The organism is Pseudomonas sp. KU26590 (genome assembly GCF_026153515.1).
Lineage (GTDB): Bacteria > Pseudomonadota > Gammaproteobacteria > Pseudomonadales > Pseudomonadaceae > Aquipseudomonas.
The window spans coordinates 258,319-284,808 of record NZ_CP110644.1; the positions used below are offsets into that span (position 1 = coordinate 258,319).

Below are 26,490 nucleotides of genomic sequence, written 5' to 3' on the forward strand. Positions count from 1 at the left end.
TGAGGGTGGTCAAACGCGAGAATCATCCGCAATACGCAAATGTAACAAAACGGCGAAATATAGATAGCGCGGCGAATCACAGTGTCGGACGGTGGCTGCACAATCCGCTGACCCTGTTAAAATGCCCGCCCTTTTCCAGGCGACCCCATTTTTCCCCATGTCCCGACTCAATCCCCGGCAACAGGAAGCCGTGAACTACGTCGGCGGCCCTCTTTTGGTGCTCGCTGGCGCTGGCTCCGGCAAGACCAGCGTGATCACACGCAAGATTGCCCACCTCATCCAGAACTGCGGCATCCGTGCCCAGTACATCGTCGCCATGACCTTTACCAACAAGGCGGCGCGGGAGATGAAAGAGCGCGTCGGGACGCTTCTGCGCAGCGGCGAAGGGCGGGGCCTGACCGTTTCGACGTTCCACAACCTGGGCCTGAACATCATCCGCAAGGAACACACCCGGTTGGGCTACAAGCCCGGTTTCTCGATCTTCGACGAGACCGACGTCAAAGCGCTGATGACGGACATCATGCAGAAGGAATACTCGGGCGACGACGGCGTCGACGAGATCAAGAACATGATCGGCGCCTGGAAAAACGAACTGATTCTGCCGCCCGAGGCCCTCGCCAATTCGCGCAATCCCAAGGAGCAGACCGCCGCCATCGTCTACAGCCACTACCAGCGCACGCTGAAGGCGTACAACGCGGTGGATTTCGACGACTTGATTCTGCTGCCGGTGAAGCTGTTCGAGGAGCACGCCGACATTCTTGAAAAGTGGCAGCACAAGGTGCGCTACCTGCTCGTCGACGAATACCAGGACACCAACGCCAGCCAGTACCTGCTGGTGAAGATGCTCATCGGCACGCGCTGCCAGTTCACGGTCGTGGGCGACGACGACCAGTCGATCTACGCCTGGCGCGGCGCGCGACCTGAAAACCTGATGCTGCTCAAGGACGACTACCCGTCGTTGAAAGTGGTGATGCTGGAGCAGAACTACCGCTCCACCAGCCGCATCTTGCGCTGCGCCAACGTGCTGATCGCCAACAACCCCCATGCGTTCGAAAAACAGCTGTGGAGCGAGATGGGCCACGGTGACGAAATCCGTGTGATTCGCTGCAAGAACGAGGACGCCGAAGCTGAGCGCGTCGCTATCGAAATCCTCAGCCTGCACCTGCGCACCGACCGGCCGTACAGCGATTTTGCGATCCTCTATCGCGGTAACTATCAGGCCAAACTGATCGAGCTGAAGCTGCAGCACCACCAGATTCCGTATCGTTTGTCCGGGGGCAACAGCTTCTTCGGACGCCAGGAAGTGAAAGACCTGATGGCCTACTTCCGCCTGCTGGTGAACCCGGATGACGACAACGCTTTCCTGCGCGTGATCAACGTCCCGCGCCGGGAAATCGGCTCGACCACCCTTGAAAAGCTGGGCAACTACTCGACCGAGCGCAAGGTGTCGATGTACGCCGCGACCGACGAGATCGGCCTGGGCGAGCATCTGGATGCCCGCTTCACCGACCGCCTCAGACGCTTCAAGCACTGGATGGACGGCGTGCGCCAGCAATGCGCGACGCAGGACCCGATTGCCGCTTTGCGCAGCATGGTCATGGACATCGATTACGAAAACTGGATTCGTCAGAACAGCTCCAGCGACAAGGCCGCCGACTACCGCATGGGCAACGTGTGGTTCCTGATCGAGGCGTTGAAAAACACGCTGGAAAAGGATGAAGAAGGCGGCATGACTATCGAGGAGGCCATCGGCAAGCTGGTCCTGCGCGACATGCTCGAACGTCAGCAGGAAGAGGAAGACGGCGCCGAAGGCGTGCAGATGATGACGCTGCACGCCTCCAAGGGCCTGGAGTTTCCGTACGTGTTCATCATGGGCATGGAAGAGGAAATCCTCCCGCACCGCTCCAGCATTGAGGCCGACACCATCGAAGAAGAACGCCGCCTGGCCTACGTGGGCATTACCCGCGCGCGGCAGACGCTGGCGTTCACCTTTGCGGCCAAACGCAAACAGTACGGCGAAATCATCGATTGCCTGCCAAGCCGGTTCCTCGACGAACTGCCGCCGGACGATCTTGCCTGGGAAGGCAACGATGACACGCCCGTTGAAGTCAAAGCCGTACGCGGCAATACAGCCCTGGCGGACATACGCGCCATGCTGAAAAGATAACGTTCATTTCGCGCACATTGCGCTCTGAGGACCACCCACGTGGAAGCACTGCACAAGAAAATTCGCGATGAAGGCATTGTGCTTTCCGACCAGGTATTGAAGGTCGACGCGTTTCTCAACCATCAGATCGACCCGGTGCTGATGCAGCAGATCGGCGACGAATTCGCCGCGCTGTTCGCCGACTCGGGCATCACCAAAATCGTCACCATTGAGGCGTCGGGCATCGCGCCTGCGGTCATGACCGGTTTGAAGATGGGCGTTCCGGTGATCTTCGCGCGCAAGCATCAGTCGCTGACCCTCACTGAAAACATGTTTTCCGCGTCGGTGTACTCGTTTACCAAGCAGACCGAAAGCACCATCGCCATCTCCACCCGTCACCTGAACAGCAGCGATCGGGTGCTGATCATCGACGACTTCCTGGCGAACGGTAAGGCGTCCCAGGCGCTGATCTCGATCATCAAGCAAGCGGGCGCAACCGTCGCCGGCCTGGGTATCGTGATCGAGAAGTCGTTCCAGGGCGGCCGCGCCGAGCTGGACGGCCAGGGCTATCGTGTAGAGTCACTGGCACGCGTGCAGTCGTTGAAAGATGGCGTTGTGACGTTCGTTTGATACCCAACGCCTGCATTTGGTACGCCGCACTTCCTGTAGGAGCGCGCTTGCCCGCGAAGACGCCGTAACCGTCGACCTCCGCATCACAGACACACCGCAGCATTCCTGTACCGGCAACAAAGGAGAGCACCATGATCATTGGCGAAAAACTGAGCGTAGAGGCGTTCTTCGACCCGCAGACCTCGACCATCAGTTACCTGGTCACTGACCTCTCCACGCTTCAGGCTGCGCTGATCGACAGCGTGCTGGATTACGACCCGAAATCCGGGCGCACCAGCACGCAGTCTGCGGACAAGCTGGTCGACAGGGTCCGCGAGCTGGGCGTGTCGGTGCAGTGGATTCTGGAAACCCACGTCCACGCCGATCACGTCTCGGCGGCGGCCTACCTGAAAGAACAGCTCGGCGGCACCGTCGCCATTGGCAGCCACATTACCCGCGTGCAGAAAGTCTTCGGCACGCTGTTTAACGCCAAAGGCGACTTCGCCCGTGACGGCAGCCAGTTCGACCGGCTGCTGGAAGACGACGCGCATTTTCAGATTGGCACCCTGCAGGCCCGCGCGATGCACACCCCCGGCCATACGCCGGCGTGCATGACGTATGTGATCAAAGCGGGCGACGAAGCCGTCGCGTTTGTCGGCGATACGCTGTTCATGCCCGACTACGGCACAGCGCGTTGCGACTTCCCTGGTGCCGATGCGCGCACGCTGTATCGCTCGGTCGGCCGGATTCTCAGCCTGCCGCCGCAGACACGCCTGTTCATGTGCCACGACTACCTGCCCAACGGCCGTGAGCTGATGTTCATGACCACCGTCGCCGAGCAACGCGCCAGCAACATCCACGTGCGCGAAGGCATCGACGAGGACGCGTTTGTCGAAATGCGCGAGAAGCGCGATGCCACCCTCGACATGCCCATGCTGATACTGCCTTCGGTGCAGATCAACATGCGCGGCGGCAATCTGCCGGAAGCAGAAGACAACGGCGTGCGCTACCTGAAGGTTCCGATCAATGCGCTGTAAATCCCGCCGAGCGCGCCGATCCAGCGCGCTCACATACTGAACAGCCACCTCCGGACAGACCCACGGGACTTGCTCACTTAACATGAATGAACACGAACTGATCGGAGCCGGCCTCGGTACGATCATTGGAGCTGTATTGGCGTTGACAGGCGCGGGTGGCGGCATTCTTGCGGTGCCGTTGCTGGTATTCGGGCTGGGCCTGACGATGATCGAAGCTGCGCCGGTGGGTCTTCTGGCCGTAGGGCTGGCTTCGGCGGTCGGCGCAGCGCTTGGGTTGCGTCAAGGCATCGTCCGTTACCGCGCGGCCATTTTCATCGCGATCATAGGCATTGCGCTGTCGCCGGTAGGGTTGTGGCTGGCGCACCAACTGCCCAATACGCCGCTGGCGTTGGGGTTTGCGGTGATCCTGTTTTATGTGTGCGGGCGGATCTACCGCAAAGCCGCTCACGAACTGCGCCATGGCAAGCCGCCAGAGCGGGGCGCGTTCAGGCCCTGCGTGGTCAATCCGCTGGTGGGTCGCCTGCGTTGGACGCTGCCATGCGCCCGCTCACTGGCGGCAACCGGCGCATTGGCCGGGCTGTTATCGGGTTTACTCGGTGTGGGTGGCGGCTTTGTCATCGTGCCGGCATTGACCCGGTACACCGACCTCGAGATGAAGAGCATCGTCGCCACGTCGCTGGCGGTGATCGCACTGGTCTCGACCGGCAGCGTGATCACCGCCAGCGTCAGCGGCGCGATGCACTGGACGGTGGGTCTGCCATTCGCCGCCGGGGCCGTCGCCGGACTGATGGCCGGCAGGCAGGTCAGCCGTTACCTGGCCGGCCCGAGATTGCAGCAGTTGTTTGCGGTCAGTGGCTTCTTTGCCGCCGTGCTGCTGGTGATCAAAACCCTCGGTTGAGTGGGTGCAGTTCGTGAAGGCGGTGGGTCTAGGACATCCATGTCGGCTGACCCACTGGGTTCGTCCGGATGCGGCCCAGACCAAGCGCGCTCCTACAGGTTCGCGGCGTGCCAAACATCTGGGTTGGACACAAATCCCAGTGTAGGAGCGTGGCTTGTCCCGCGATCGGCCGGGAAACGGTCGTGGAATCTGTGCACGCGGTGGATCAGGAAAAAATCGGTGGCAGGCCTGCTGCCGCTGCGCGCCAGATCGCGGGACAAGCCACGCTCCTACCGATTATTTGCATACGCCGGACGTGCTGCGACTGACATAGATCGGGGTAGGAGCGCGCTTGGTCTGGGCCGCATCCGGACGAACGCGGTGGGTCTGTGACATCGATGTTGGCTGACACACCGCAATCGCGAGCAAGGTGGAGCGCCACCCCGGTCACTCCTACATTCCCATGAAACATCGGCCCTAGGCAGTTGCCTGCAATCCCGCCAATACCAGCCGCTGATACAGCTCGTCGCGCAGTCCCTGCGGATGATCAAGGCCCATGCGCTGCAAGTGCTCCGGATACGCGCTCGCGTCAGGCGCTTCCAGCGTGGCTTTACCCAGCTCGATGATTTCCGTGAGTTTGAATTTGCTCTTCAACCAGTTCAGCGCGCGCAATAAATCGCGCTCTTCAGCGGTGAAATCGCTGCCCAGTGGGTACTCGATGAACAGGGACGGGAACTGGTCGCGGATGTCCTTCAACCGCTCGGGCGTGTTCTGGCTGAACAGCGGATCGAGGCGGAAATCCTTGGGCAGCTTGCCGGCCTTTAGCGCTTGATCCATCAGGCCCGGCTGGAAGCGTGAATCGCTGATGTTGAGCAGCGCCTCGATCACTGCGGAATCGGTCTTGCCGCGCAGATCAGCGATACCGTATTCGGTGACGACGATGTCGCGCAGGTGCCTGGGGATCGTCGCGTGCGCATAGTCCCAGACGATGTTGGAACTGACCTCCCCGCCCGACTCACGCCAGCTGCGCAGGATCAGCACTGAACGCGCGCCTTCGAGCGCATGGCCCTGAGCGACGAAGTTGTACTGCCCGCCAACACCGCTGACCACCCGGCCATCGGCCAACTGATCGGAGATCGCTGCGCCCATCAAGGTGACGGTGAAACAACTGTTGATGAATCGCGCATCCCGCCGTTGCAGGCGCTTGAGCGTCTCGTTGCCGTAGAGCTCGTTGATGTAGCTGATGGCGGTCATGTTGATCTGCGCGATCTGCGCCGGCGTGAATTCCCGCAATCGCTCATAGAAGCTGCGTGGCCCAAGAAAGAAGCCGCCGTGAATCAGCACGCCGTCGCCGTGGACCGACTCGTCGAGCACCCCGGCGTTGGCCATTTCCTGCAGCTCGATGTTGGCATACACCTTGCGGCGGATGATCCCCGCATCCAGCAGCACCAGCAGGCCGTTGACCAGCATTTCGCTGCAGCCATAAAGCCCGGTGGCAAAGGGCATTACCCCGCCTTGCGCCTCAATCAGCGGCTTCCAGGTAGAGATACCGTCTAGCTCGGCCAGGCACGCGCGGTAGGTTTCGTTATCGGCCTGGCGCGCAAGCAAGGCGGCGGTGAGGGCGTCGCCCATCGAACCAATGCCGATCTGCAACGTGCCGCCGTCGCGCACCAGCGTGCTCGCGTACAGGCCAATGAAGTGATCCTGAACACCGACCGGCATGTTTGGCGTCGAGAACAGCGTGCTGCGCTCTTCGTGCTCAATCAGCAGGTCGAAGGTGTCGGCGCTGACTTCGGCATCACCCTGCATGTACGGCAGATCCGAGTGGACATGGCCAAGCATCAGAATGCGCTCGCCTGCCGCGCGGCGTTTTTCCACCAGGGGCAGCAGGTCGAGGGTGATGTCCGGGTTGCAGCTCAGGCTTAGGTGATCGGGCCGTTGCGGGTCGCGGGCGATCAGTTGCGCGATCAGGTTCAGGCCATTGGCGTTGATGTCCCGCGCAGCGTGGCTGTAGTTGCTGCTGACGTAATCCTGCTGCGCTTCGACGCTGCCGAGCAGGCTGCCGGGCTGCATGAAGAACTGCTGGACGTGAATATTGGGCGGAAGGTCGTCCCGGCGCAGATCGGAGAGGAAATCCAGTTCCGGGTAATCGTCGAAGACGCGCTCCAGAAACGGCTCCAGAAACCGACCCTGCAAACCGTCGCCGCCATCGGGCCGCCCGAGGCACAGCGCGGTGTAGATGGTCAGATGCCGATCGGGCAGCGACTTGATTCGGGCATACAACGCGTTGGCGAAACGATTGGGCTTGCCCAACCCCAGCGGCATACCCATATGAACATGCGCCGGCAACTCGGCCAGCACGTGATCGACAGCTTGCTCGATCGAGCAGGAATACGGCATCCGGCCTCTCCTGATTTTGTTATTTGATAGCGGTTGGACCGGGCCTTCCGGGAATTTGCTGCATTACGCCGCTTGCGCCCTCAAAAAACGACTGCCAGTCGCCGACTCAATCCCGCTTAGTCTCGATTTCTACCAGCTTGTCCTCGACAAACCGCAGGTGTTGTTTTGCGCCGTTGCGGGGGCCGTATATCCACAAACTGACCTTCGCAGTGCCAAGTTTGGGAACGCCGTTGCTCCTGAGCGCAGGCATTTGATCAACACTGCTGTCAGGCGCGCCGCACTTCTGGCGGACCACATCGGCGGTGTCGCCCAGACTGATAAGCGCCGTGCCGCAGCGCATGGTGGCGTCAGCAGTATCGGCGAAGAGCAATCCGGCCAGCCCGAGGAAGATCAGTTTTCGCTTAATCATATCGCTGATCAGAAATTCGCCGGCGTGGCAGCGCTGATGAGCCGCGCAGGAACGTCGTAGGGGTTGCGAAAGCGATGCGGTCGGGAGCTCTCGAAGTAGTAACTGTCGCCCTCTTCCAGCACGTAGGTATCAAGACCGACCACTAGTTCAAGACGGCCCTCGACTAGAATTCCGGTCTCCTCGCCCTCGTGCACGAGCATCTCGACGCCGGTGTCGGCACCCGGCGGGTAGACCTCGGAAAGAAACGCAATGGCACGGCTGGGATGGGATTTGCCGACCAGTTTCATGGTCACTGCACCGTCCGAGATATCGATCAGTTCACTGGCTTTATAGACCACTTGGGTCGGGTTTTCGGGTTCGAGCTCTTCGGAAAAGAACTCCACCATGGACATCGGTATGCCGCCCAGCACCTTGCGCAAGGAGCTGATCGAGGGGCTCACGCTGTTCTTCTCGATCATGGAGATGGTGCTGTTGGTCACGCCCGCTCGTTTGGCGAGTTCACGCTGGGACAGACCTTTGAGTTTACGAATGGATTGCAGTCGTTCACCGACGTCCAATGCGGAAGTCCTCCTGATGATCAAGTTGGGTCAAGTGGCCGTCATCATGGCAACAGCGTTCAGTATTTACAACACTTGAGCCCATGGCCGAATCAGCAAAGGGACTGGCGGCCATCACGGGCCGCGAAGGGGTGATTTGCAGGGGATAGGCGAGTGGCCTTCAGGTTCCGGAATAGAGCCTTGGCACGCGTTTCAGGTTGCACAAAATCTGGTACGGAATCATGTCCGCGCTCGACGCAACGTCACTGATGAGGATGTTCTTGCCCCACAGTTCGACGCGGCTGCCCAGCCCTGCGCCCGGCACGCCGGTGAGGTCGACGCAGAGCATGTCCATCGACACACGCCCGAGCAACTGGCTGCGATGACCGTCGACCATCACGGGGGTGCCGGTGGGCGCTTGACGCGGATAGCCGTCGGCGTAACCCATCGCGACCACACCGATGCGCATGTTGCTCTCGGCAACGAATGTACCGCCGTAGCCCACTGGCTCACCGACGGGAAGGTCACGCACGCAGATCACCCGGGACTCGAGGGTCATGACCGGCTGCAAACGATCGGCGACCGATTGCGACTGATCAAACGGCGTCGCGCCGTAGAGCATGATGCCCGGACGCACCCAGTCACTCGGCACGCTGGGCCAGCCCATGACGGCGGGGGAATTGCGCAGGCTGACTTCAGCGGCCAGCCCGGCACGCGCCGATTGAAAAATCGCCACTTGCTCGTCGGTGCGCACGCTGTCGAGTTCGTCGGCGCGGGCGAAGTGGGTCATCAGGACGATCTTTGCGGCCTTGCCGCTGTTCAGCAGCCGCTGATGCGCCGCCTGAAAATCCGCGGGATAAATGCCGACGCGGTGCATGCCCGAATCCATCTTCAGCCACACATTCAGCGGCTTGCCGAGGGCGGTTTGTTCGATGGCATCGAGTTGCCAGAGGGAATGCACCACGCACCAGAAATCATGCTCGACGATCAGCGCCAGTTCGTCGGCCTCGAAAAAGCCTTCCAGCAGCAGAATCGGAGCGTTGATCCCGGCCTGACGCAGCTCCAGCGCTTCTTCGATGCACGCCACGGCAAAGCCGTCGGCGTCGGATTCCAGCGCCTGCGCAACCTGCGCCGCGCCGTGGCCGTAAGCATCCGCCTTGATCACGGCAAGCGCTCTGGCACCGGCTGTGTCACGGGCCAGTTGGTAATTGTGGCGCAGGGCTTGAAGGTCAATAAGGGCGCGGGCTGGACGCATGGCGGGGCTTCTTGGTCAGGGTTTCGGAATCTGTAGGAGCGCGCTTGCCCGCGAAAGATGGGTCAGCTGCATCACGTCGCTTGATACACCGCAATCGCGGGCAAGCGCGCTCCCACAAGAACGATGTTGCGTAAGGTTTCAGCGGCACACGGGCGTGCAGCGTGCAAATGCTACGGCAGCGCCGCAACCACCGACAGTTCAACCAGAATCTCCGGCTCGCAGAGCTTGGCTTCAACCGTCGCACGCGCAGGGGCCTGGCCTTTCGGCAGCCAGGTGTCCCAGACGCTGTTCATGCCGGCAAAGTGCGCATCGATGTCTTTCAGGTAAATCGTTACCGACAGGATGCGGGTCTTGTCGGTACCGGCCAGGTCCAGCAGTCGCTCGATGTTGTGAAGCGTCTCGCGGGTCTGTTGCTCGATCCCCGCTGCCATGTCGTCGGCCACTTGCCCGGCAAGGTAAACGGTGCCGTTATGGACGACCAACTGGCTCATGCGCTCATTGGTGAGCTGGCGCTGGATGGACATGTTTTGCGATCTCCTTGGAACTGCCGTAACGGGAAATATCGAGGCCTTCAGCGCTGATCTGTGGCGTTTTGCGAGCGATCAGGTCAGCCAGCAATCTGCCTGAACCGCAGGCCATCGTCCAACCCAACGTGCCGTGGCCGGTGTTGAGAAACAGATTGCGGTAAGGCGTTGCGCCCACGATCGGCGTCCCGTCCGGCGTGGTCGGGCGCAGGCCGGTCCAGAAGCTGGCCTGCTGCAGATCGCCGCCGTGAGGATAAAGGTCGTTGACGATCATCTCCAGGGTCTCGCGGCGACGCGGATTGAGCGACAGGTCGAAGCCGGCGATCTCGGCCATGCCGCCTACGCGAATACGGTTGTCGAAGCGGGTAATCGCGACCTTGTAGGTCTCGTCGAGGATGGTCGACGTCGGCGCCATCGCCGGGTTGGTGATCGGCACCGTCAGCGAGTAGCCCTTGAGCGGATAAACCGGCGCCTTGATGCCAAGCGGCTTGAGCAGTTGCGGCGAGTAGCTGCCGAGGGCCAGCACATAGCGGTCGGCGGTTTCGAGCTTGCCGTTGATGCGCACGCCGTTGATGGTGTCGCCCGCGAAATCAATGGACTCGATGGACTGGCCGAAGCGGAATTCCACGCCCAGCTTCACGCACATCTCGGCCAGACGCGTGGTGAACAGCTGGCAGTCGCCGGTTTGATCGTTCGGAAGGCGCAGCGCGCCGCTGAGGATATTGCTGACGCTGGCCAACGCCGGCTCGACCCGGGCAATGCCTTCGCGGTCGAGCACTTCATAGGGCACGCCGGCTTGTTCGAGCACGGCGATGTCCTTGGCGGCGTTATCCAGTTGTTCCTGCGTGCGGAACAACTGGGTCGTGCCGAGGCTGCGGCTTTCGTAGGCAATGCCGGTCTCGGCACGCAGCTCATCGAGGCAGTCGCGGCTGTATTCGGAGAGGCGGACCATGCGCTCTTTGTTCACCGCATAACGGTTCTGGGTGCAGTTGCGCAGCATCTGCGCCATCCACAAGTATTGATCGATATCGGCTGTTGCTTTGATGGCCAGCGGCGCATGGCGCTGCAGCAACCATTTGAGGGCCTTGAGCGGCACACCCGGCGCGGCCCATGGCGAGGCGTAACCCGGCGAGACCTGCCCGGCGTTGGCGAAGCTGGTTTCCATGGCCGCGGCCGGTTGACGGTCCACGACAGTCACCTCGAAGCCCGCACGGGCCAGGTAATACGCACTGGTGGTACCGATTACGCCACTTCCAAGGACCAGAACGCGCATGTTGATTCCCTCATCGCGGATATCCGCTGACGTTTTCAAGTTTTAAGCATGGATGTGCGCAGTATAAAAAGGCCCGAGCAGTGCTTTTGACTATATAAACGCCTATATTCGGCATTTCTTCTCGGCAACCGACGCTTTGGCAGAGGGCTCTTCGATGCGCACCCAGCACCAGTCCAAACGTGAGCTGGACAAGATCGACCGCAACATCCTGCGCATCCTGCAAAACGACGGCCGGATCTCATTCACTGAACTGGGCGAACGGGTGGGGCTGTCTACCACGCCGTGTACAGAACGGGTCCGGCGCCTGGAACGTGAAGGCATCATCATGGGCTACAACGCCCGCCTCAATCCGCAGAACCTCAAAGCCAGCTTGCTGGTGTTCGTCGAGATCAGCCTGGACTACAAGTCCGGCGACACCTTTGAAGAATTCCGCCGCGCGGTGCTCAAGCTGCCCCATGTGCTGGAATGCCATCTGGTGTCAGGGGATTTCGACTATCTGGTGAAAGCGCGGATTTCCGAAATGGCGTCGTACCGTAAGTTGCTGGGCGACATTCTGCTCAAGTTGCCCCATGTGCGGGAGTCCAAGAGCTACATCGTGATGGAAGAGGTGAAGGAGAGTTTGTGCCTGCCGATTCCGGAATAAGCATCCGTAACTGGCTCACCGCGACCGGCTCCGGCTAAACCAGCACCTGCCGCGTCGAGGCGATGAACTCATGCACCTGTTTCTCGGCGCGAGGGTGAATCAAGACGTCAGGGCGGCGGCCGTTGGGGCACGGCAAGGTTTTCGTGGTGCCAAACAGACGGCAAATCAGCGGGCGCTCATCGTAGACGGTGCAGCCATTAGGCCCCAGGTGTACGCAGTTCAGCTCGTTGAGCGCTGCTTCTTGCTCGGCCGGTGTCTTGCGTGGCAAACGCGACATTTCTTCGGACGACGTGGTCACCGGCCCACAGCAATCGTGGCATCCCGGCACGCATTCGAAAGACGGAATCTGCCGCCGCAGATCGCGGATTTTCTCGCTGTTGCAAGCCATCGCGGCAGTTTCCCCTGTGAAAGATGCTGATTGTGCCCCAGCAGCGCTGTCACTTATACACAGGTGATCGCCTGCAGCCCTGACCTTGCCCGAATATCCTCACCCCGCTACCCTCCGTAAAATTTTCCAAACAGCGCTCTCGGGATATTCAACATGAATGCTCGGTCTCCCCAGCCCGGATTGTCTGATCACGCGGCCTCTTACTACGCCGCCACCCGCCATTCCCAGCCTGACTCCCCTGCCCTGCACGGCGAGATCAAAACCGACGTCTGCATCATCGGCGCCGGGTTTTCCGGGCTGAACACAGCGATCGAGCTGGCTGAACGCGGTTTGAAAGTGGTGCTGCTAGAAGCGCACAAGATCGGCTGGGGCGCGAGTGGGCGCAACGGCGGGCAACTGATCCGCGGTGTCGGCCATGACGTGGACCAGTTCAGCAATGTCATCGGCGAGGACGGCGTTCGTCAGCTCAAGCTGATGGGCCTTGAGGCGGTGGAAATCGTTCGTGAGCGCGTAGACAAATACCAGATCGACTGCGACCTGACCTGGGGTTACTGCGATCTGGCGAACAAGCCCAAGGAATTCGAGAGCTTTGCCAAAGACGCCGAAGAGCTGCGCAGCCTGGGTTACCGACACACGCTTGAGTTGATTGAAGCGGGCAACCTCAGCAGCGTCATCGGCTCACCCAACTATGCCGGCGCCATGCTGGACATGGGCTCGGGCCATCTGCATCCGCTGAACCTGGCGCTGGCAGAAGCCGCCATCGCCCGGTCATTGGGCGTGCAGGTGTTCGAACACTCGGCGGCGACTCGGCTGGAATACGGCGCAGAGGTCAACATTCATACAGCCCACGGGGGAGTGCGCGCCAGCACGCTGGTGCTGGGCTGTAACGCTTATCTCAATGAGCTCGATGGGGAGTTGAGCGGCAAGATATTGCCCGCCGGCAGTTACGTCATCGCCACCGAGCCGCTGAGTGAAGAACTTGCCAGCCAGCTGATTCCACGCAATACCGCGATGTGCGATCAGCGCGTGGCGGTGGATTATTTTCGGCTGTCGGCTGATCGGCGCCTGCTGTTCGGCGGCGCCTGTCACTATTCAGGCCGGGACCCGAGCGACATCGCTGCGTACATGCAGCCGAAGATGCTCAAGGTGTTCCCTCAGCTCAAAGACGCGAAGATCGATTTTCAGTGGGGTGGAATGATCGGCATCGGCGCCAACCGCCTGCCGCAGATCGGGCGACTGCACAAGCATCCAAACGTGTTTTATGCCCAGGCGTATGCGGGGCACGGGCTGAACGCAACGCATCTGGCCGGCAAACTATTGGCTGAAGCCATCAGCGGCCAACACAGCGGCGGGTTCGAGCTCTTCGCCAAAGTCCCTCACATCACCTTCCCGGGCGGCAAACACTTGCGCTCGCCGCTGCTGGCGCTGGGGATGTTGTGGCACCGCTTCAAAGAGCTGGTGTAACCGGACTCGCCCTGTGCGGCCGACTGCGTAACAGGCCTCATTCGCGCCAGAAAGGCTTGAGCCCTTCATGGCGCGCCTGCTCACTGCTCAAGCCAATATCCCGCAACTGCTCGTCAGTCAGTTTCAACAACGCGCGCCGACTGGCTCGGCGATGCTGAAGCAGCCCCCACATCCCAAGCCCTTCCGGCGCGTTGATGCGAGAGCCCGCTTCATGGTCACGGACCAGCTCACCTGCATACAGCGTTAACCGAACATCACTTATCCCGCTCATTTCCAGACACCTCAGGGTGGGTTTCGAGTGAGTTCATGATGTGTCTGTATGGAAAACCATTACAGATCCAAAGAATTATTATTCTTTGCATACAGATCGGCTCAATCCCGCGCTGAATGCTGTATTTTCCCAACATCTGTATCGGTCCACCGATTGCATCACCTTGTGGGAGTACGCCATGACCCTCTACGTTAACCTCGCCGAATTACTCGGCACGCGCATCGAAAACGGCTTTTATCGCCCCGGCGACCGGCTGCCCTCGGTGCGTGCGTTGAGTCTTGAGCATGGCGTCAGCCTGAGCACGGTGCAGCAGGCGTATCGATTGCTGGAAGACAACGGCCTCGCGCTACCACGGCCCAAGTCCGGGTATTTCGTACCGGCTGGGCGCAAGACGCCCGCCCTGCCTGCGATAGGCCGCCCCGCGCAGCGCCCGGTGGAAATCTCTCAGTGGGATCAGGTGCTGGAACTGGCCCGAGCGGCTCCCAGCCCTGACGTGGTTCAACTGGCTCGCGGCATGCCCGACGTCACCAGCCCGACCTTGCGCCCACTGACTCAGGCGCTGGGCAGAATCAGCCGCCGTTCGGACATGCCCGGGCTGTACTACGACAACATCCACGGTCGGCGCTGCCTGAGGGAACAAATCGCGCGGCTGCTGCTGGATTCCGGCACCAACATCGATCCGGACGATCTGGTGATTACCACAGGCGCCCAGGAAGCACTGGCCATCTGCATCCGTTCGGTCTGCGAGCCGGGCGACATCGTCGCCGTCGACTCGCCCAGCTTTCACGGCGCCATGCAGGCGCTCAAAGGGCTGGGCATGAAAGCCCTGGAAATCCCCACCGACCCGCTTACCGGCATCAGCCTCGACGCATTGGAGTTGGCACTGGAACAGTGGCCGATCAAAGCCATACAGCTGACGCCGAGCTGCAACAACCCGCTGGGCTACATCATGCCGGAGGACCGCAAACGCGCACTGCTGACCCTCGCGCAACGCTTCGATGTGGCGATCATCGAAGACGATGTGTATGGCGATCTGGCTTACACCTACCCTCGCCCGCGCACGATCAAATCCTTCGACGAAGACGGCCGCGTCCTGCTCTGCAGCTCGTTTTCCAAAACGTTGGCGCCGGGCTTGCGCGTCGGTTGGGTCGCGCCCGGTCGATACCTTGATCGCGCGCTGCACATGAAATACATCAGCACCGGTTCGACCGCGACCCAGCCGCAGCTGGCGATTTCCGATTTTCTCAAGGCCGGGCACTACGAGCCGCACATGCGTCGGATGCGCGGCCAGTACCAGCGCAGTCGCGACCTGATGACCGGCTGGGTAACGCGCTACTTCCCGGAAGGCACCCGCGTGAGCCGTCCCCAAGGCGGCTTCATGCTGTGGATCGAGCTGCCGGAAGACTTCGACTCGTTACGACTGAACCGCGCGTTGCAGGGACAAGGCGTACAGATTGCCGTTGGCAGTATTTTTTCGGCGTCCGGCAAATACAGAAATTGCCTGCGCATGAACTTTGCCGCCAAACCGACCACGCAAATCGAAGACGCGGTGCGCAAGGTGGGCGCGGCCACGGCACTGCTCATGCAGCGCGCGGACCCTGCATAACCTTTTGAAGAAAAGGCGGTCATATCGCCATGACTGACTTTCGGATGATCGCGTTGACGAATTTACGGGCGGTGCCCCTCCTGCTGGCTCTCGCCCTCGGCCTCAGCGGTTGCGCACACTCGCCCGCACCCGAAGGTCCAAGTCAGGCACTGCCGGCGGCGCAATCTTCGTTCGGGCGCTCAATCATGGCCCAGGCGGCACCTCACGAAGGCCGCTCGGGTTTCCGCCTGCTGCCCAACAGCACCGAAGCCTTCATGGCCCGCGCCGAGCTGATTCGCAATGCGAAAACCAGCCTGGACCTGCAGTACTACATCGTTCACGACGGCCTGAGCACCCGGGCACTGGTTGAGGAGTTGCTCAAAGCCGCAGATCGCGGCGTCCGCGTGCGCATCCTGCTGGACGACACCACCAGCGACGGGCTGGATGAAGTCATCGCCACACTTGCGGCGCACCCGAACATTCAGATCCGCCTGTTCAATCCGCTCAATCTGGGCCGCAGCATGGGCGCCACCCGTAATCTGGGCCGGCTGTTCAATTTGTCCCGGCAGCATCGACGCATGCACAACAAGCTGTGGCTGGCCGACGGCGCCGTGGCCATCGTCGGCGGGCGCAATCTGGGCGACGAGTATTTCGACGCCGAACCCAATCTGAATTTCACCGACATCGACATGCTCAGCGTGGGCCCGGTTGCCGAACAGCTGGGTCACAGTTTCGATCAGTACTGGAACAGCACCCTCAGCAAGCCGATCAACGACTTCCTCTACTGGCCGCCCGACCGCAAGGATCTGGCCAAGGCGCGGGTGCGTCTGGCCGAGTCGCTGGATCAGGCGCACGTGGACAAAAAGGCCCTGTATGAACGGCTGATGGACTATCGGACTCACCCGCGCCTGAAGACCTGGCTCAATGAGCTCATATGGGCACACAACCAGGCCCTGTGGGACGCGCCCACCAAGGTGCTGTCACGCGGCGAGCCTGACCCGCACCTGCTGCTGGCGACCCAACTGAGCCCTGACCTCGGCAGCGTGCATAAGGAACTGATGCTGATCTCGGCCTACTTCGTGCCCGGGCAGGAAGGCCTGGTCTATCTGACCGGGCTCTCTGATAAAGGTGTGTCAGTGAACCTGTTGACGAACTCGCTGGAGGCCACCGATGTGCCAGCGGTGCATGGCGGTTATGCGCCTTACCGCCGTGCGCTGCTGGAGCATGGCGTGAAGCTGTTCGAACTGCGCCGTCAGCCAGGCGACCCGAGCAACGCCAAGGGCAGCGGACCTGCATTTCTGCACACAAACCTGATCAAGGGCGGCTCGGAATCAAGCCTGCACAGCAAGGCGATGATCTTTGACCGGCAGAAGATGTTTGTGGGTTCGTTCAATTTCGACCCACGCTCAGTGCTGTGGAACACTGAAGTCGGCGTGCTGGTGGACAGCCCCGAGCTGACTGAATACCTGCGCGAACTGGCGCTTCAAGGTATGGCGCCGGCCATTAGTTATCAGGTCAAGCTGGAGAACGACCGACTGGTGTGGGTGACCGAAGACAACGGCAAAATCCACACGCTGTCCAAAGAGCCTGGCGACTGGTGGCGCCGGATGAACGCCTGGTTCAGCACGGCGGTGGGCCTGGAAAAGATGCTCTAAGCCGCCAACGCTTGCGCGCCAAATGCCTTGGGTCTCTGCGACAGAATCACCAGCCCCAGCGCGCCCGCCGCCATCAGCAACGGCAGCGCCTGACCGCTGACCCACTGACTGCCAGCGCCAGCCGCCAAAGGGCCTAGCAGGCAACCGATCCCCCACAGCTGAGCGACATGGGCATTGGCGCGCACCAGGGCGTCATCACGGTAGCGCTCGCCAATCAGAATCAGCGACAGCGTGAACAGCCCGCCCGCACTCGCGCCAAACAGCACCCACAGCGGCCAGATGGCGATCGTGTCGACCAGCAGCGGGATCGCCAGGCTTGAGACCATCAGCACCAGCGCACACCCGGAAAACAGCCGCCGACGCGACACCCTGTCGGCCAGCGCGCCAATCGGCAGCTGCAGAAGCGCATCGCCCACCACCACAGTGCTGACCATCGCCAGGGCCACTTCAGGCGTGAAACCTTGCTCCAGGCAATACACGGGCAGCAAGGTCAGGATCATCGCTTCAAACGCGGCGAACAGCGCGATGGCCCACGCGATTGCCGGCATACCCCGACAGAAGCCGCCAAGGTCGCGCAGCGTCACATGGCTGGATTCCGCGCTCGGCGCACCGGTTCTGCCCAGCAATAGAAACGGCGATACCGCCAGCAACAGGGTCCCGACCCAGAACCCGTAATCTGCTTCAGTGCCAATGAAGCCCAGCAGTACGGGCCCGCCGAGCTGACTCAGCGCATAGGAACTGCCGTACAGCGCCACCAGCTTGCCGCGCAGCCGTTCGATCACCAACTGGTTGATCCAGCTTTCGCCGAGCACGAACACAATAGTGAGGATTGTCCCGAGCATCAGGCGCAGGACCAACCAGATCCAGTAATTGGGCAGTAACGCCAGCAAACCCACTGAAAATGACCCGGCCCAGAGGCACAGCCTCATCAGGTTGGCGGTGCCGAGTCTTGAAGCGAGTCGGCTGGCAAGGCTGGCACCCAGCAACACGCCGATCGCAGGCATCGCAGCCATGACGCCGATGGCAAACGCGCCGTAACCCCAGGCTTCCAGTCGCAGCGACACCAGCGGCATGCTCACGCCCAGCGCCAGGCCGACGCTCAGTACCGACGCCAGCACAGCGAAATAAGTACCCCAACGCATCACCACGCTCCTGTGGCTCAAAAGGACGAAACAAAACAGCCGGGCTTTGAGGGAAGCCCGGCTGCGTTGGTTTTTTACAGCGACTGCGTTGTGAAGCGCGCGCGGCCTCTTACAGCTTGATCCACGTCGCCTTCAGCTCGGTGTATTTATCGAACGCATGCAGCGACTTGTCGCGCCCGTTGCCAGACTGCTTGAAGCCACCAAACGGCGCGGTCATGTCGCCGCCATCGTACTGATTGACCCACACGCTGCCCGCGCGCAACGCCTTCGCGGTCAGATGCGCCTTGGACAAGTCAGCCGTCCACACCGCTGCGGCCAGGCCATAAGGCGTGTCGTTGGCAATCTGAATGGCTTCCTCAGCAGTATCGAAGGTCAGCACAGAGAGGACCGGCCCGAAGATCTCTTCCTGCGCGATCTTCATGGCGTTGGTCACGCCGTCGAAAATCGTCGGCTCAACGTAAGTGCCGCCGGTTTCCTGAAGGATGCGCTTGCCACCGACGACCAGCTTGGCGCCGTCGGAGTGGCCGGCTTCGATGTAAGACAGCACGGTATTCATCTGCTGGGTATCGACCAGCGCGCCGACCGTGGTTGCCGGATCAAGCGGATTGCCCGGCTTCCAGGCTTTCAGGGCTTCGATCACCATCGGCAGGAATTTCTCTTTGATAGAGCGCTCGACCAATAGACGGGAACCGGCCGTGCAGACCTCGCCCTGGTTGAAAGCAATGGCACTGGCCGCCGATTCGGCCGCAGCCTGCAGATCCGGCGCATCGGCGAAGACGATGTTCGGGCTCTTGCCGCCGGCTTCCAGCCAGACGCGCTTCATGTTCGATTCACCCGAATAGATCAGCAATTGCTTGGCAATCTTCGTCGAACCGGTGAACACCGCTGTGTCGACGTCCATGTGCAGCGCCAGTGCCTTACCCACCGTGTGGCCGTAACCCGGCAGCACGTTCAGCACGCCAGCCGGAATACCGGCTTCGATGGCGAGCTGAGCGACGCGGATGGCTGTCAGCGGGGATTTTTCCGACGGCTTGAGGATCACCGAGTTGCCGCTCGACAGCGCAGGACCGAGCTTCCAGGAAGCCATCAGCAGCGGGAAATTCCACGGCACGATGGCCGCCACCACGCCAATCGGCTCGCGGGTGACCAGGCCCAGTTGATCGTGCGGGGTCGGCGCCACTTCGTCGTACAGCTTGTCGATGGCCTCGCCGCTCCAGCTCAACGCCTGAGCGGAGCCGGGAATGTCGATGCCGTAGGAGTCACTGATGGGCTTGCCCATATCGAGGGTTTCAAGCAGCGCGAGCTCTTCGACATTCTCGTTGATCAGCGCGGCCAGACGGAGCATGGCTGCCTTGCGCTTGGCCGGCGCCAACCGCGACCAGACGCCGGAATTGAACGTAGCCCGGGCGTTTTCGACGGCGCGTTGCGCATCAGCGGCGTCACAACTGGCGACGTGGGCGAGGAAGCGGCCATCGACCGGACTGATGCAGTCGAACGTCGAGCCGGATGCGGCGTCTGTGTATTCACCGTTGATGAAAGCACGGCCTTCGATTTTCAAATCCTGGGCGCGTTGTTCCCAGTCAGCATGAGTCAGGGTGGTCATGAAACGTCCTCCTCTTATGAAATAGGCGCCTCTTCGCACTCGAATCGAGCTTCAGGACAGGGCCTGACGCGTCATCGGATCGGCCGAAGGCATTCGCCACCCTAAACCAGCATTGGGCGGATTTCCAATATATTGGACATAAGTGGGCGAAATCCGGCCGGATCGTGCATTTTATTCAACAGCCGCCCGGGCTCGCTGCGCTTTCCATCCGGCCCTCGGCAAGCAACAATCACGCAGCGCCCACTTCAGGAATCAGATATGAGCATCGAAAGCATCGTCGACTTCAGCGAAGCCACTACTGCAGCGGAGCGTTTCACGCCTGCTGCTGAAAAGATTCTCAAGGGCGAGCCGAACCAGACGGTCTACAACCATTACAACAGCCCGTGCGCGCAGCTGAATGCAGGCGTCTGGGAAGGGGAAGTCGGCCAGTGGAAAGTGAATTACACCGAGCATGAGTACTGTGAAATCGTGCAGGGCGTCTCGGTCCTTCGTGACGAACAAGGCAAATCGAAAACCTTGCGCGCGGGTGACCGTTTCGTGATTCCCGCAGGGTTCAAAGGCACGTGGGAGGTGCTGGAGGCATGCCGCAAGATCTATGTGGTGTTCGAACAGAAGGCTTGAGCGTTATGTGACCTACTTTCTTTAGGCCACAAAAAAGCCCGCATCGCTGCGGGCTTTTTCGTAAGACGCAAAAATCAATTACTTGATTTTGGCTTCTTTGTAGATCACGTGCTTACGAGCAACCGGATCGAATTTTTTAATTTCGATTTTGTCCGGAGTCGTGCGCTTGTTCTTGTCGGTGGTGTAGAAGTGGCCGGTGTTAGCGGTCGACACCAAACGGATCAATTCACGCATGATTTTCTCCCTTAAACCTTAGCGCCAGCACGGCGGATTTCGGCCAGAACAATCGTGATACCACGCTTGTCGATGATGCGCATGCCTTTAGCAGATACGCGCAGACGTACGAAGCGTTTCTCTTCTTCAACCCAGAAGCGGTGATGCTGCAGGTTTGGCAGGAAACGACGACGGGTTTTGTTGTTTGCGTGGGAAATGTTATTCCCGGTTACCGGACCCTTACCGGTAACTTGACATACTCTCGACATGCCTCAGCCCTCTAAAACCACATGCCCAACCCGGCATGGGTTGGCCGCTTAATCTCTCAGTCATTTGGCGCCAGGCGCCGCGTTTCTTCAGGGGTCTTACCGGCCACACCTAAGGTGAAGGCAGCGGGCCCCTAGAAAAGAGCGCTGCTTTATACCAGAAAGCCCCCGGTGCAACAACACAAACCACGAATTGCCTGCCAGAAAGCCAAGGCTTTCAACCCGGCAAGGCCAGCGGCGTTAGGCGCGGCGGGAAATATACCACTCGTCGCGCCGCAGCGATTGTTCTGCGCCAATCGATGGTCTAGGGTTATTGACTCTCCAGACTGCGCCGGCAGATGGGCTCTCTCTGAAAGGAAAATCGCCATGCGCCTAGCCGTTTTACCCCTCTTGCTCGCGTCCCTGTCCACGCCATTACTGGCCCAGGCGGCAACGACGCTGAGCGTCTGTACGGAAGCCAGCCCTGAAGGCTTTGACGTGGTGCAGTACAACTCGCTGACCACCACCAATGCTTCGGCCGACGTGCTGATGAATCGCCTGGTGGATTATGACGCCAAGGACGCCAAGCTGGTGCCGAGCCTGGCGCAGAGCTGGAGTGTGTCGCCTGACGGGCTGACCTATGACTTCAAACTGCGCGCCGACGTGAAATTCCATCACACCGATTACTTCACCCCGACGCGCGAGCTGAACGCTGACGACGTGGTGTTCAGCTTCCAGCGCATGCTCGATCCGGCCAATCCATGGAATAAGGTTGCTGCACAAGGCTTCCCCCACGCGCAGTCGATGCAATGGCCATCGCTTATCAAGAACGTCGAGGCGACCGACCCGGCTACGGTGCGCATCACCCTGAACCACCCGGACGCTACATTTCTGGCGACGCTCAGCATGGGCTTCGCTTCTATTTATTCGGCCGAGTACACCGCGCAGCTGATGAAGGCCGGCACTCCGGAGAAGCTCAATAGCCAGCCGATCGGCACCGGTCCTTTCGTCTTCAAGCGCTTCCAGAAAGACTCGGTGGTGCGTTACGAGGCCAATCCGGATTACTTTGCCGGCAAGCCCGCCGTCGACGCGCTGGTCTACGCGATCACGCCGGACGCCAACGTTCGCCTGCAACGTATTCGCCGCAATGAGTGCCAGGTAGCCCTGTCGCCGAAGCCTCTTGACGTTGCAGAAGCCGAGAAAGATTCGAACCTGAAAGTCGAAAAAACGCCCGCATTCATGACCGCTTTCCTGGCGATCAACAGCCAGCATCCGCCGCTGGACAAGCCGCAAGTGCGCCAGGCAATCAACCTGGCATTCGACAAAGACACGTACCTGAAAGCGGTGTTCGAAGGCTCGGCGAGCCCGGCCAACGGACCATACCCGCCTACCACGTGGGGTTACGCCAGCGACTTGCCCGGCTACAAACATGATGTGGCGAAAGCCAAGGACCTGCTGGCCAAGGCCGGTCTGAAAGACGGATTCAAGACGACGATCTGGACTCGGCCATCGGGCAGCTTGCTCAATCCCAACCCGAACGCCGGTGCTCAGTTGCTGCAAAACGATCTGGCGGCGGTAGGGATCAAGGCAGAGATCAAAGTCATCGAATGGGGCGAGCTGATTCGCCGCGCCAAAACAGGCGAGCATGACCTGCTGTTCATGGGCTGGGCGGGGGATAACGGTGATCCGGATAACTTCCTGACGCCGCAGTTCTCTTGCGCTGCGGTCAAATCCGGCACCAACTTCGCGCGCTATTGCGACCAAGGACTGGACAAGCTGATCAGCGAGGGCAAGGCCGTGACCGATCAGGCGCAGCGCAGCAAGCTGTATCACCAGGCTCAAGAGCAGATCCAGAAGCAGGCACTTTGGCTGCCTCTTGCGCATCCAACTGCGTACGCGCTGACTCGCAAGAATGTTGAGGGTTATAGCGTGAGCCCGTTCGGTCGTCAGGATTTCTCCAAGGTGACCGTGAAGTAATTCGCAAGAAGCTGGAGAGCTGGGCTCATGCGCTCCCCCACTGGATGCGCACGATGCTTTTCGTAGGACCGGCTTCAGCCGGGAATAGGCAGGTTTGCACACCGCTAGTTTGCGTATGACTGCCGACGCTTTACCGGCTAAAGCCGGTTCCACTATCGAGGTCACAGCCAATGCCACTGGATGCGCACGATGCTTTTCGTAGGACCGGCTTGCGCCGGGAAGAGGCAGGTTTGCACACCGCCAGTTTGCGTATGACTGCCGACGCTTTCCCGGCTAAAGCCGGTTCCACTATCGAGGTCACAGCCAATGCCACTGGATGCGCACGATGCTTTTAGTGGGACCGGCTTCAGCCGGGAAGAGGCAGGTTTTCACACCGACAGTTATGCGGCGTAGCTGCCGACGCTTTCCCGGCTAAAGCCGGTCCCACTATCGAGGTCACAGCCGATGCCACTGGATGCGCACGATGCTTTTCGTAGGACCGGCTTCAGCCGGGAAGAGACTGGTTTGCACGCCGTTAGTTTGCGGTATGACTGCCGACGTTATGCGGCGTAGCTGCCGACGCTTTCCCGGCTAAAGCCGATCCTACATTCGTTCGGCGGCCAGCCCCAGAATATAGGTGATTAGCCAGTCCTGAAGGCGCTACATCAACCCATACTCAACCATCGACAACGGATCGCCGTCGCCGATGATCAAGTGATCCAGCACCACCACGTCCACCAGCGCCAGCGCCTGTTTCAGATGCCGCGTCAGGTCGATGTCGGCTTCGCTGGCGTCTTTGACGCCGGAAGGGTGGTTGTGACAAAGGATCAATCCAGCCGAGTTGTGGGCCAGTGCCCGCTTGACCACCTGCCGCGCGTGAACATGCGCGGTGTTGATCGAGCCGTGAAACAGCACTTCGAACGTCTGAACCCGGTTTTTGCTGTCCAGAAACAGACAGCCGAAGACTTCATGGGGCTCGTGCCGTAACAGCGCCTTGAGATAGCGACGCACCTGAGTCGGGTTTTCCAGAACAGAATCGCGCTTCAAATCCTCGCCCATATTGCGCCGGGCCATTTCCATGACCGCCTGCAACTGCGCGAACTTGGCGGGCCCCAGCCCCAGCTCGCTGCTGAACGCCGTCAGGTTGGCCTCGAGTAACGCGCGCAGGCTCCCGAACTGATGCAAAAGGTGCCGGGCCAAGTCCACGGCGCTTCTTCCCGACACGCCCGTGCGCAAGAAAATCGCCAGCAATTCAGCGTCCGACAGACTCGACGCCCCCCGTTCCAGCAGCTTCTCCCGCGGACGCTCTGCCGCCGGCCAATCGCGAATACTCATAGCAGCTCCCTGTCTGTGGCGCCGCTGTTCCCGTGCGGTCGCTGTGCTATCTTAGCCGCTCTTTTTTGCGCGACAGTCAGGCCTGGGGAGGCGTAATGATTGCCGCGTGTTAACCGACCTAAAGGCAGGCCTATGCAGCGGCTGTATCGAAAACGTATCGTTCTCGGCGTCGGCGGTGGCATCGCGGCCTACAAGAGCGCCGAACTGGTCCGCCGCTTGCGCGACCACGGTGCAGAAGTTCGTGTCGTCATGACCAAAGGCGGCGCTGAATTCATCACCCCGCTGACCATGCAGGCCTTGTCAGGCCACCCCGTCCACCTGGACTTGCTCGACCCCGCAGCGGAAGCCGCCATGGGCCATATCGAGCTGGCCAAGTGGGCCGACATGATCCTCATCGCACCGGGCACCGCCGACCTCATGGCGCGTCTGGGCCAAGGCATTGCCAACGATTTGCTGACCACCGTGGTGCTGGCGACTGACGCCATCGTCGCCGTCGCGCCCGCGATGAATCAGGCCATGTGGCGCGACCCGTCCGTGCAGGCGAATCTGCAACTGCTCGAACAGCGCGGCTTTCGCATGTTCGGCCCGGCCAGCGGCAGCCAGGCCTGTGGGGACGTGGGCTACGGGCGCATGCTCGAACCCAATGATCTGGCGCAATCTGCCGCCGATTGCTTCCAGCGCCTGACGCTGACCGGCAAACACGTGTTGATCACCGCCGGCCCGACCCAGGAAAACATCGATCCGGTTCGCTACATTACCAACCACAGCTCCGGAAAAATGGGCTTCGCCCTGGCCGAAGCCGCTGCCGAAGCCGGCGCACGGGTTACGCTGATCACCGGCCCGGTGAACCTGCAGACGCCTGACCGCGTGTCGCGTGTCGACGTCGTCAGTGCCCGCGACATGCTCGCCGCCTGCGAAGACGCGATGCCTTGCGATCTCTTCATCGCCTCCGCAGCGGTCGCGGACTACCGGCCCGAAGTCGTCGCCACACAGAAGTTGAAGAAAGATCCCACGACCGGTGATGGTCTTCTGCTGCAGATGGTGCGCAATCCGGACATTCTCGCCAGCATTGCCCAGCGCCCGGATCGCCCGTTCAGCGTGGGCTTCGCGGCCGAAACCGAACACCTGCTTGATTACGCCGCACGCAAGCTCAAGGACAAGAACCTTGATCTGATCGTCGCCAATGACGTCGCCAATCCCAGCATTGGCTTCAACAGCGAAGAAAACGCCTGTAGCGTGATCGATCGAGCGTTGCAAGCGACGCTCTTCGCCCAGACCAGCAAAGCCAAGATCGCGCGGCAGCTGGTGACTTTTATTGCCGATCGCATGAACCAGGTTTAATCACGAATGCACGCTCTACAAGCCAAGATCCTCGACCCTCGCATTGGCAGCGAATTCCCGCTTCCCGCTTACGCCACTTCAGGCTCGGCCGGCCTGGACCTGCGCGCCATGCTGAAAGAAGACACCCTGCTCGAACCCGGTCAAACCCTCCTGATTCCTACCGGGCTGTCGATATACATCGCAGACCCTGGCCTGGCTGCGCTGATTCTGCCGCGCTCGGGCCTGGGCCATAAACACGGCATCGTGCTGGGCAACCTGGTGGGCTTGATCGACTCCGATTATCAAGGCGAGCTCATGGTCTCCTGCTGGAACCGCGGCCAGACCGCTTTCAATATCTCCATCGGCGAGCGTCTGGCCCAGCTCGTACTGGTGCCGGTAGTGCAGGCGCACTTTGAAATCGTCGAAGAGTTCGATGAAAGTCAGCGCGGTGCGGGCGGCTTCGGTCACTCCGGCAGCCACTGATCCAGCCACAAACACTCACTTTGGCTAACGCATTGTTTGTGGCCTGACGGGCTTTGAGCGGTGCGAAAACAACAAGAACGCGTCAGGACGACCAAGTAGGGAGAGTTAGTTTGAAAGGCATCAAACGCACAGCCAAAGCGACCCCCACCGCGGAAACAACTGTCCCGCCTGGCAAAGACGCCAGTCTGAGCCTGGCGAGTCCCGGCCTCATGCCTTCGCTCATCGGCCTGCTCGCGGCAATGGTGCTGGTGTGGCTTGCCATTCAAAGCCAGCCGCAGGAACAGGAGCAGCTGGTTCAGGCGTGGGGCAGCGCGCAGGCAGGGGCCGTCAACAAGGCACTGCGCCAGATCAACGCCGACACCCAGGCGGCTGCAATGGACGCCGCGCTGAGCCAGGCCCTGTTGAGCAACAACCCGTCAGTCATCGAAAGCGCGCAGGCGCAACTGCGATATCGCGACGGCGTGGTGGGCGCACGGCTCAACCCTGCGGGGTTCAACAGC

Annotated in this window: 25 protein-coding genes; 12 read left to right on the forward strand and 13 right to left on the reverse strand. The window is 60.7% G+C overall.

Annotated features, from left to right (window positions below; all coding sequences use genetic code 11):
* Window positions 1-157 precede the first annotated feature (157 nt).
* The 4 genes from rep to OKW98_RS01230 all read left to right on the forward strand — a co-directional run bounded on the left by rep (window position 158) and on the right by OKW98_RS01230 (window position 4,690).
* Entirely contained in the window at window positions 158-2,167 is a 2,010-nt protein-coding gene (gene rep, locus OKW98_RS01215) for a DNA helicase Rep (RefSeq protein WP_237250076.1), read from the forward strand.
* A gap of 39 nt (window positions 2,168-2,206) precedes the next feature.
* Entirely contained in the window at window positions 2,207-2,776 is a 570-nt protein-coding gene (locus OKW98_RS01220; RefSeq protein ID WP_065988254.1) for a xanthine phosphoribosyltransferase, read from the forward strand.
* Between the two features lie 131 nt (window positions 2,777-2,907).
* Window positions 2,908-3,792, forward strand: coding sequence for an MBL fold metallo-hydrolase (locus tag OKW98_RS01225; RefSeq protein ID WP_265387643.1), 885 nt, complete (start codon window positions 2,908-2,910; stop codon window positions 3,790-3,792).
* Window positions 3,793-3,874: 82 nt separating this feature from the next.
* Window positions 3,875-4,690 carry a sulfite exporter TauE/SafE family protein gene (locus OKW98_RS01230; protein WP_265387644.1) on the forward strand — a complete coding sequence of 272 codons (816 nt, stop codon included), beginning with the start codon at window positions 3,875-3,877 and terminating at the stop codon, window positions 4,688-4,690.
* Between the two features lie 456 nt (window positions 4,691-5,146).
* Here the strand turns inward: OKW98_RS01230 and OKW98_RS01235 are convergent, their stop codons facing one another.
* From OKW98_RS01235 to dadA, 6 genes are all read right to left on the reverse strand, one after another.
* On the reverse strand, window positions 5,147-7,069 hold the full coding sequence (locus OKW98_RS01235; protein WP_265387645.1) for an acetyl-CoA hydrolase/transferase C-terminal domain-containing protein: 1,923 nt from the start codon (window positions 7,067-7,069) through the stop codon (window positions 5,147-5,149).
* Window positions 7,070-7,175: 106 nt separating this feature from the next.
* Window positions 7,176-7,478: a DUF2845 domain-containing protein gene (locus OKW98_RS01240; RefSeq protein WP_265387646.1), complete on the reverse strand. Its 303-nt coding sequence runs from the start codon at window positions 7,476-7,478 to the stop codon at window positions 7,176-7,178.
* A gap of 8 nt (window positions 7,479-7,486) precedes the next feature.
* Complete coding sequence (locus tag OKW98_RS01245) at window positions 7,487-8,035, reverse strand: cupin domain-containing protein (RefSeq protein ID WP_265387647.1); 549 nt, start codon at window positions 8,033-8,035, stop codon at window positions 7,487-7,489.
* A 160-nt stretch (window positions 8,036-8,195) separates the two neighbouring features.
* Window positions 8,196-9,269 carry an alanine racemase gene (gene alr / locus OKW98_RS01250; protein ID WP_265387648.1) on the reverse strand — a complete coding sequence of 358 codons (1,074 nt, stop codon included), beginning with the start codon at window positions 9,267-9,269 and terminating at the stop codon, window positions 8,196-8,198.
* Between the two features lie 170 nt (window positions 9,270-9,439).
* Window positions 9,440-9,793 carry a RidA family protein gene (locus OKW98_RS01255; protein WP_265387649.1) on the reverse strand — a complete coding sequence of 118 codons (354 nt, stop codon included), beginning with the start codon at window positions 9,791-9,793 and terminating at the stop codon, window positions 9,440-9,442.
* A complete protein-coding gene (gene dadA / locus OKW98_RS01260; protein WP_265387650.1) occupies window positions 9,765-11,066 on the reverse strand; it encodes a D-amino acid dehydrogenase in 1,302 nt (433 codons plus the stop codon). Before dadA ends, OKW98_RS01255 begins: the two co-directional genes overlap by 29 nt.
* Before the next feature lie 154 nt (window positions 11,067-11,220).
* On the opposite strand from dadA, the gene dadR reads away from it, so the two are divergent.
* A complete protein-coding gene (gene dadR, locus OKW98_RS01265) occupies window positions 11,221-11,709 on the forward strand; it encodes a transcriptional regulator DadR (protein ID WP_065988245.1) in 489 nt (162 codons plus the stop codon).
* A gap of 34 nt (window positions 11,710-11,743) precedes the next feature.
* Here the strand turns inward: dadR and OKW98_RS01270 are convergent, their stop codons facing one another.
* Window positions 11,744-12,097: a YkgJ family cysteine cluster protein gene (locus OKW98_RS01270; RefSeq protein ID WP_265387651.1), complete on the reverse strand. Its 354-nt coding sequence runs from the start codon at window positions 12,095-12,097 to the stop codon at window positions 11,744-11,746.
* A 153-nt stretch (window positions 12,098-12,250) separates the two neighbouring features.
* On the opposite strand from OKW98_RS01270, the gene OKW98_RS01275 reads away from it, so the two are divergent.
* Window positions 12,251-13,561, forward strand: a complete 1,311-nt coding sequence (locus tag OKW98_RS01275) for an NAD(P)/FAD-dependent oxidoreductase (RefSeq protein ID WP_265387652.1) — start codon at window positions 12,251-12,253, stop codon at window positions 13,559-13,561.
* A gap of 37 nt (window positions 13,562-13,598) precedes the next feature.
* Here the strand turns inward: OKW98_RS01275 and OKW98_RS01280 are convergent, their stop codons facing one another.
* Window positions 13,599-13,832 carry a DUF1127 domain-containing protein gene (locus OKW98_RS01280; protein WP_265387653.1) on the reverse strand — a complete coding sequence of 78 codons (234 nt, stop codon included), beginning with the start codon at window positions 13,830-13,832 and terminating at the stop codon, window positions 13,599-13,601.
* 178 nt (window positions 13,833-14,010) lie between these two features.
* Between OKW98_RS01280 and OKW98_RS01285 the strand changes: the two genes are divergently transcribed.
* Together OKW98_RS01285 and OKW98_RS01290 are read left to right on the forward strand one after the other, a co-directional pair.
* The gene (locus OKW98_RS01285; RefSeq protein WP_265387654.1) at window positions 14,011-15,438 is read left to right on the forward strand and encodes a PLP-dependent aminotransferase family protein; all 1,428 of its coding nucleotides are present in this window, start codon (window positions 14,011-14,013) and stop codon (window positions 15,436-15,438) included.
* Between the two features lie 29 nt (window positions 15,439-15,467).
* On the forward strand, window positions 15,468-17,072 hold the full coding sequence (locus OKW98_RS01290; protein ID WP_416147848.1) for a phospholipase D family protein: 1,605 nt from the start codon (window positions 15,468-15,470) through the stop codon (window positions 17,070-17,072).
* Here OKW98_RS01290 and OKW98_RS01295 read toward each other — a convergent pair.
* On the reverse strand, window positions 17,069-18,214 hold the full coding sequence (locus OKW98_RS01295) for an MFS transporter (RefSeq protein WP_265387655.1): 1,146 nt from the start codon (window positions 18,212-18,214) through the stop codon (window positions 17,069-17,071). The genes OKW98_RS01290 and OKW98_RS01295 overlap by 4 nt on opposite strands.
* Window positions 18,215-18,323: 109 nt before the next feature.
* Window positions 18,324-19,817, reverse strand: coding sequence for an aldehyde dehydrogenase (locus tag OKW98_RS01300; protein WP_265387656.1), 1,494 nt, complete (start codon window positions 19,815-19,817; stop codon window positions 18,324-18,326).
* A 258-nt stretch (window positions 19,818-20,075) separates the two neighbouring features.
* Here OKW98_RS01300 and OKW98_RS01305 point away from each other — a divergent pair, with 258 nt between their 5' ends.
* The gene (locus OKW98_RS01305; protein WP_265387657.1) at window positions 20,076-20,438 is read left to right on the forward strand and encodes a cupin domain-containing protein; all 363 of its coding nucleotides are present in this window, start codon (window positions 20,076-20,078) and stop codon (window positions 20,436-20,438) included.
* 78 nt (window positions 20,439-20,516) lie between these two features.
* Here the strand turns inward: OKW98_RS01305 and rpmG are convergent, their stop codons facing one another.
* Complete coding sequence (rpmG, locus tag OKW98_RS01310) at window positions 20,517-20,672, reverse strand: 50S ribosomal protein L33 (RefSeq protein ID WP_062379766.1); 156 nt, start codon at window positions 20,670-20,672, stop codon at window positions 20,517-20,519.
* Between the two features lie 11 nt (window positions 20,673-20,683).
* The gene (rpmB, locus tag OKW98_RS01315) at window positions 20,684-20,920 is read right to left on the reverse strand and encodes a 50S ribosomal protein L28 (RefSeq protein WP_265387658.1); all 237 of its coding nucleotides are present in this window, start codon (window positions 20,918-20,920) and stop codon (window positions 20,684-20,686) included.
* A gap of 363 nt (window positions 20,921-21,283) precedes the next feature.
* Here rpmB and OKW98_RS01320 point away from each other — a divergent pair, with 363 nt between their 5' ends.
* Window positions 21,284-22,873, forward strand: coding sequence for an ABC transporter substrate-binding protein (locus OKW98_RS01320; protein ID WP_265387659.1), 1,590 nt, complete (start codon window positions 21,284-21,286; stop codon window positions 22,871-22,873).
* 639 nt (window positions 22,874-23,512) lie between these two features.
* On the opposite strand, the gene radC is transcribed toward OKW98_RS01320, so the two are convergent.
* A complete protein-coding gene (radC, locus tag OKW98_RS01325) occupies window positions 23,513-24,187 on the reverse strand; it encodes a RadC family protein (RefSeq protein ID WP_192171453.1) in 675 nt (224 codons plus the stop codon).
* Window positions 24,188-24,319: 132 nt separating this feature from the next.
* Between radC and coaBC the strand changes: the two genes are divergently transcribed.
* On the forward strand, window positions 24,320-25,528 hold the full coding sequence (gene coaBC / locus OKW98_RS01330) for a bifunctional phosphopantothenoylcysteine decarboxylase/phosphopantothenate--cysteine ligase CoaBC (protein WP_265387660.1): 1,209 nt from the start codon (window positions 24,320-24,322) through the stop codon (window positions 25,526-25,528).
* Between the two features lie 6 nt (window positions 25,529-25,534).
* Complete coding sequence (dut, locus tag OKW98_RS01335; protein ID WP_265387661.1) at window positions 25,535-25,990, forward strand: dUTP diphosphatase; 456 nt, start codon at window positions 25,535-25,537, stop codon at window positions 25,988-25,990.
* Window positions 25,991-26,490 lie beyond the last annotated feature (500 nt).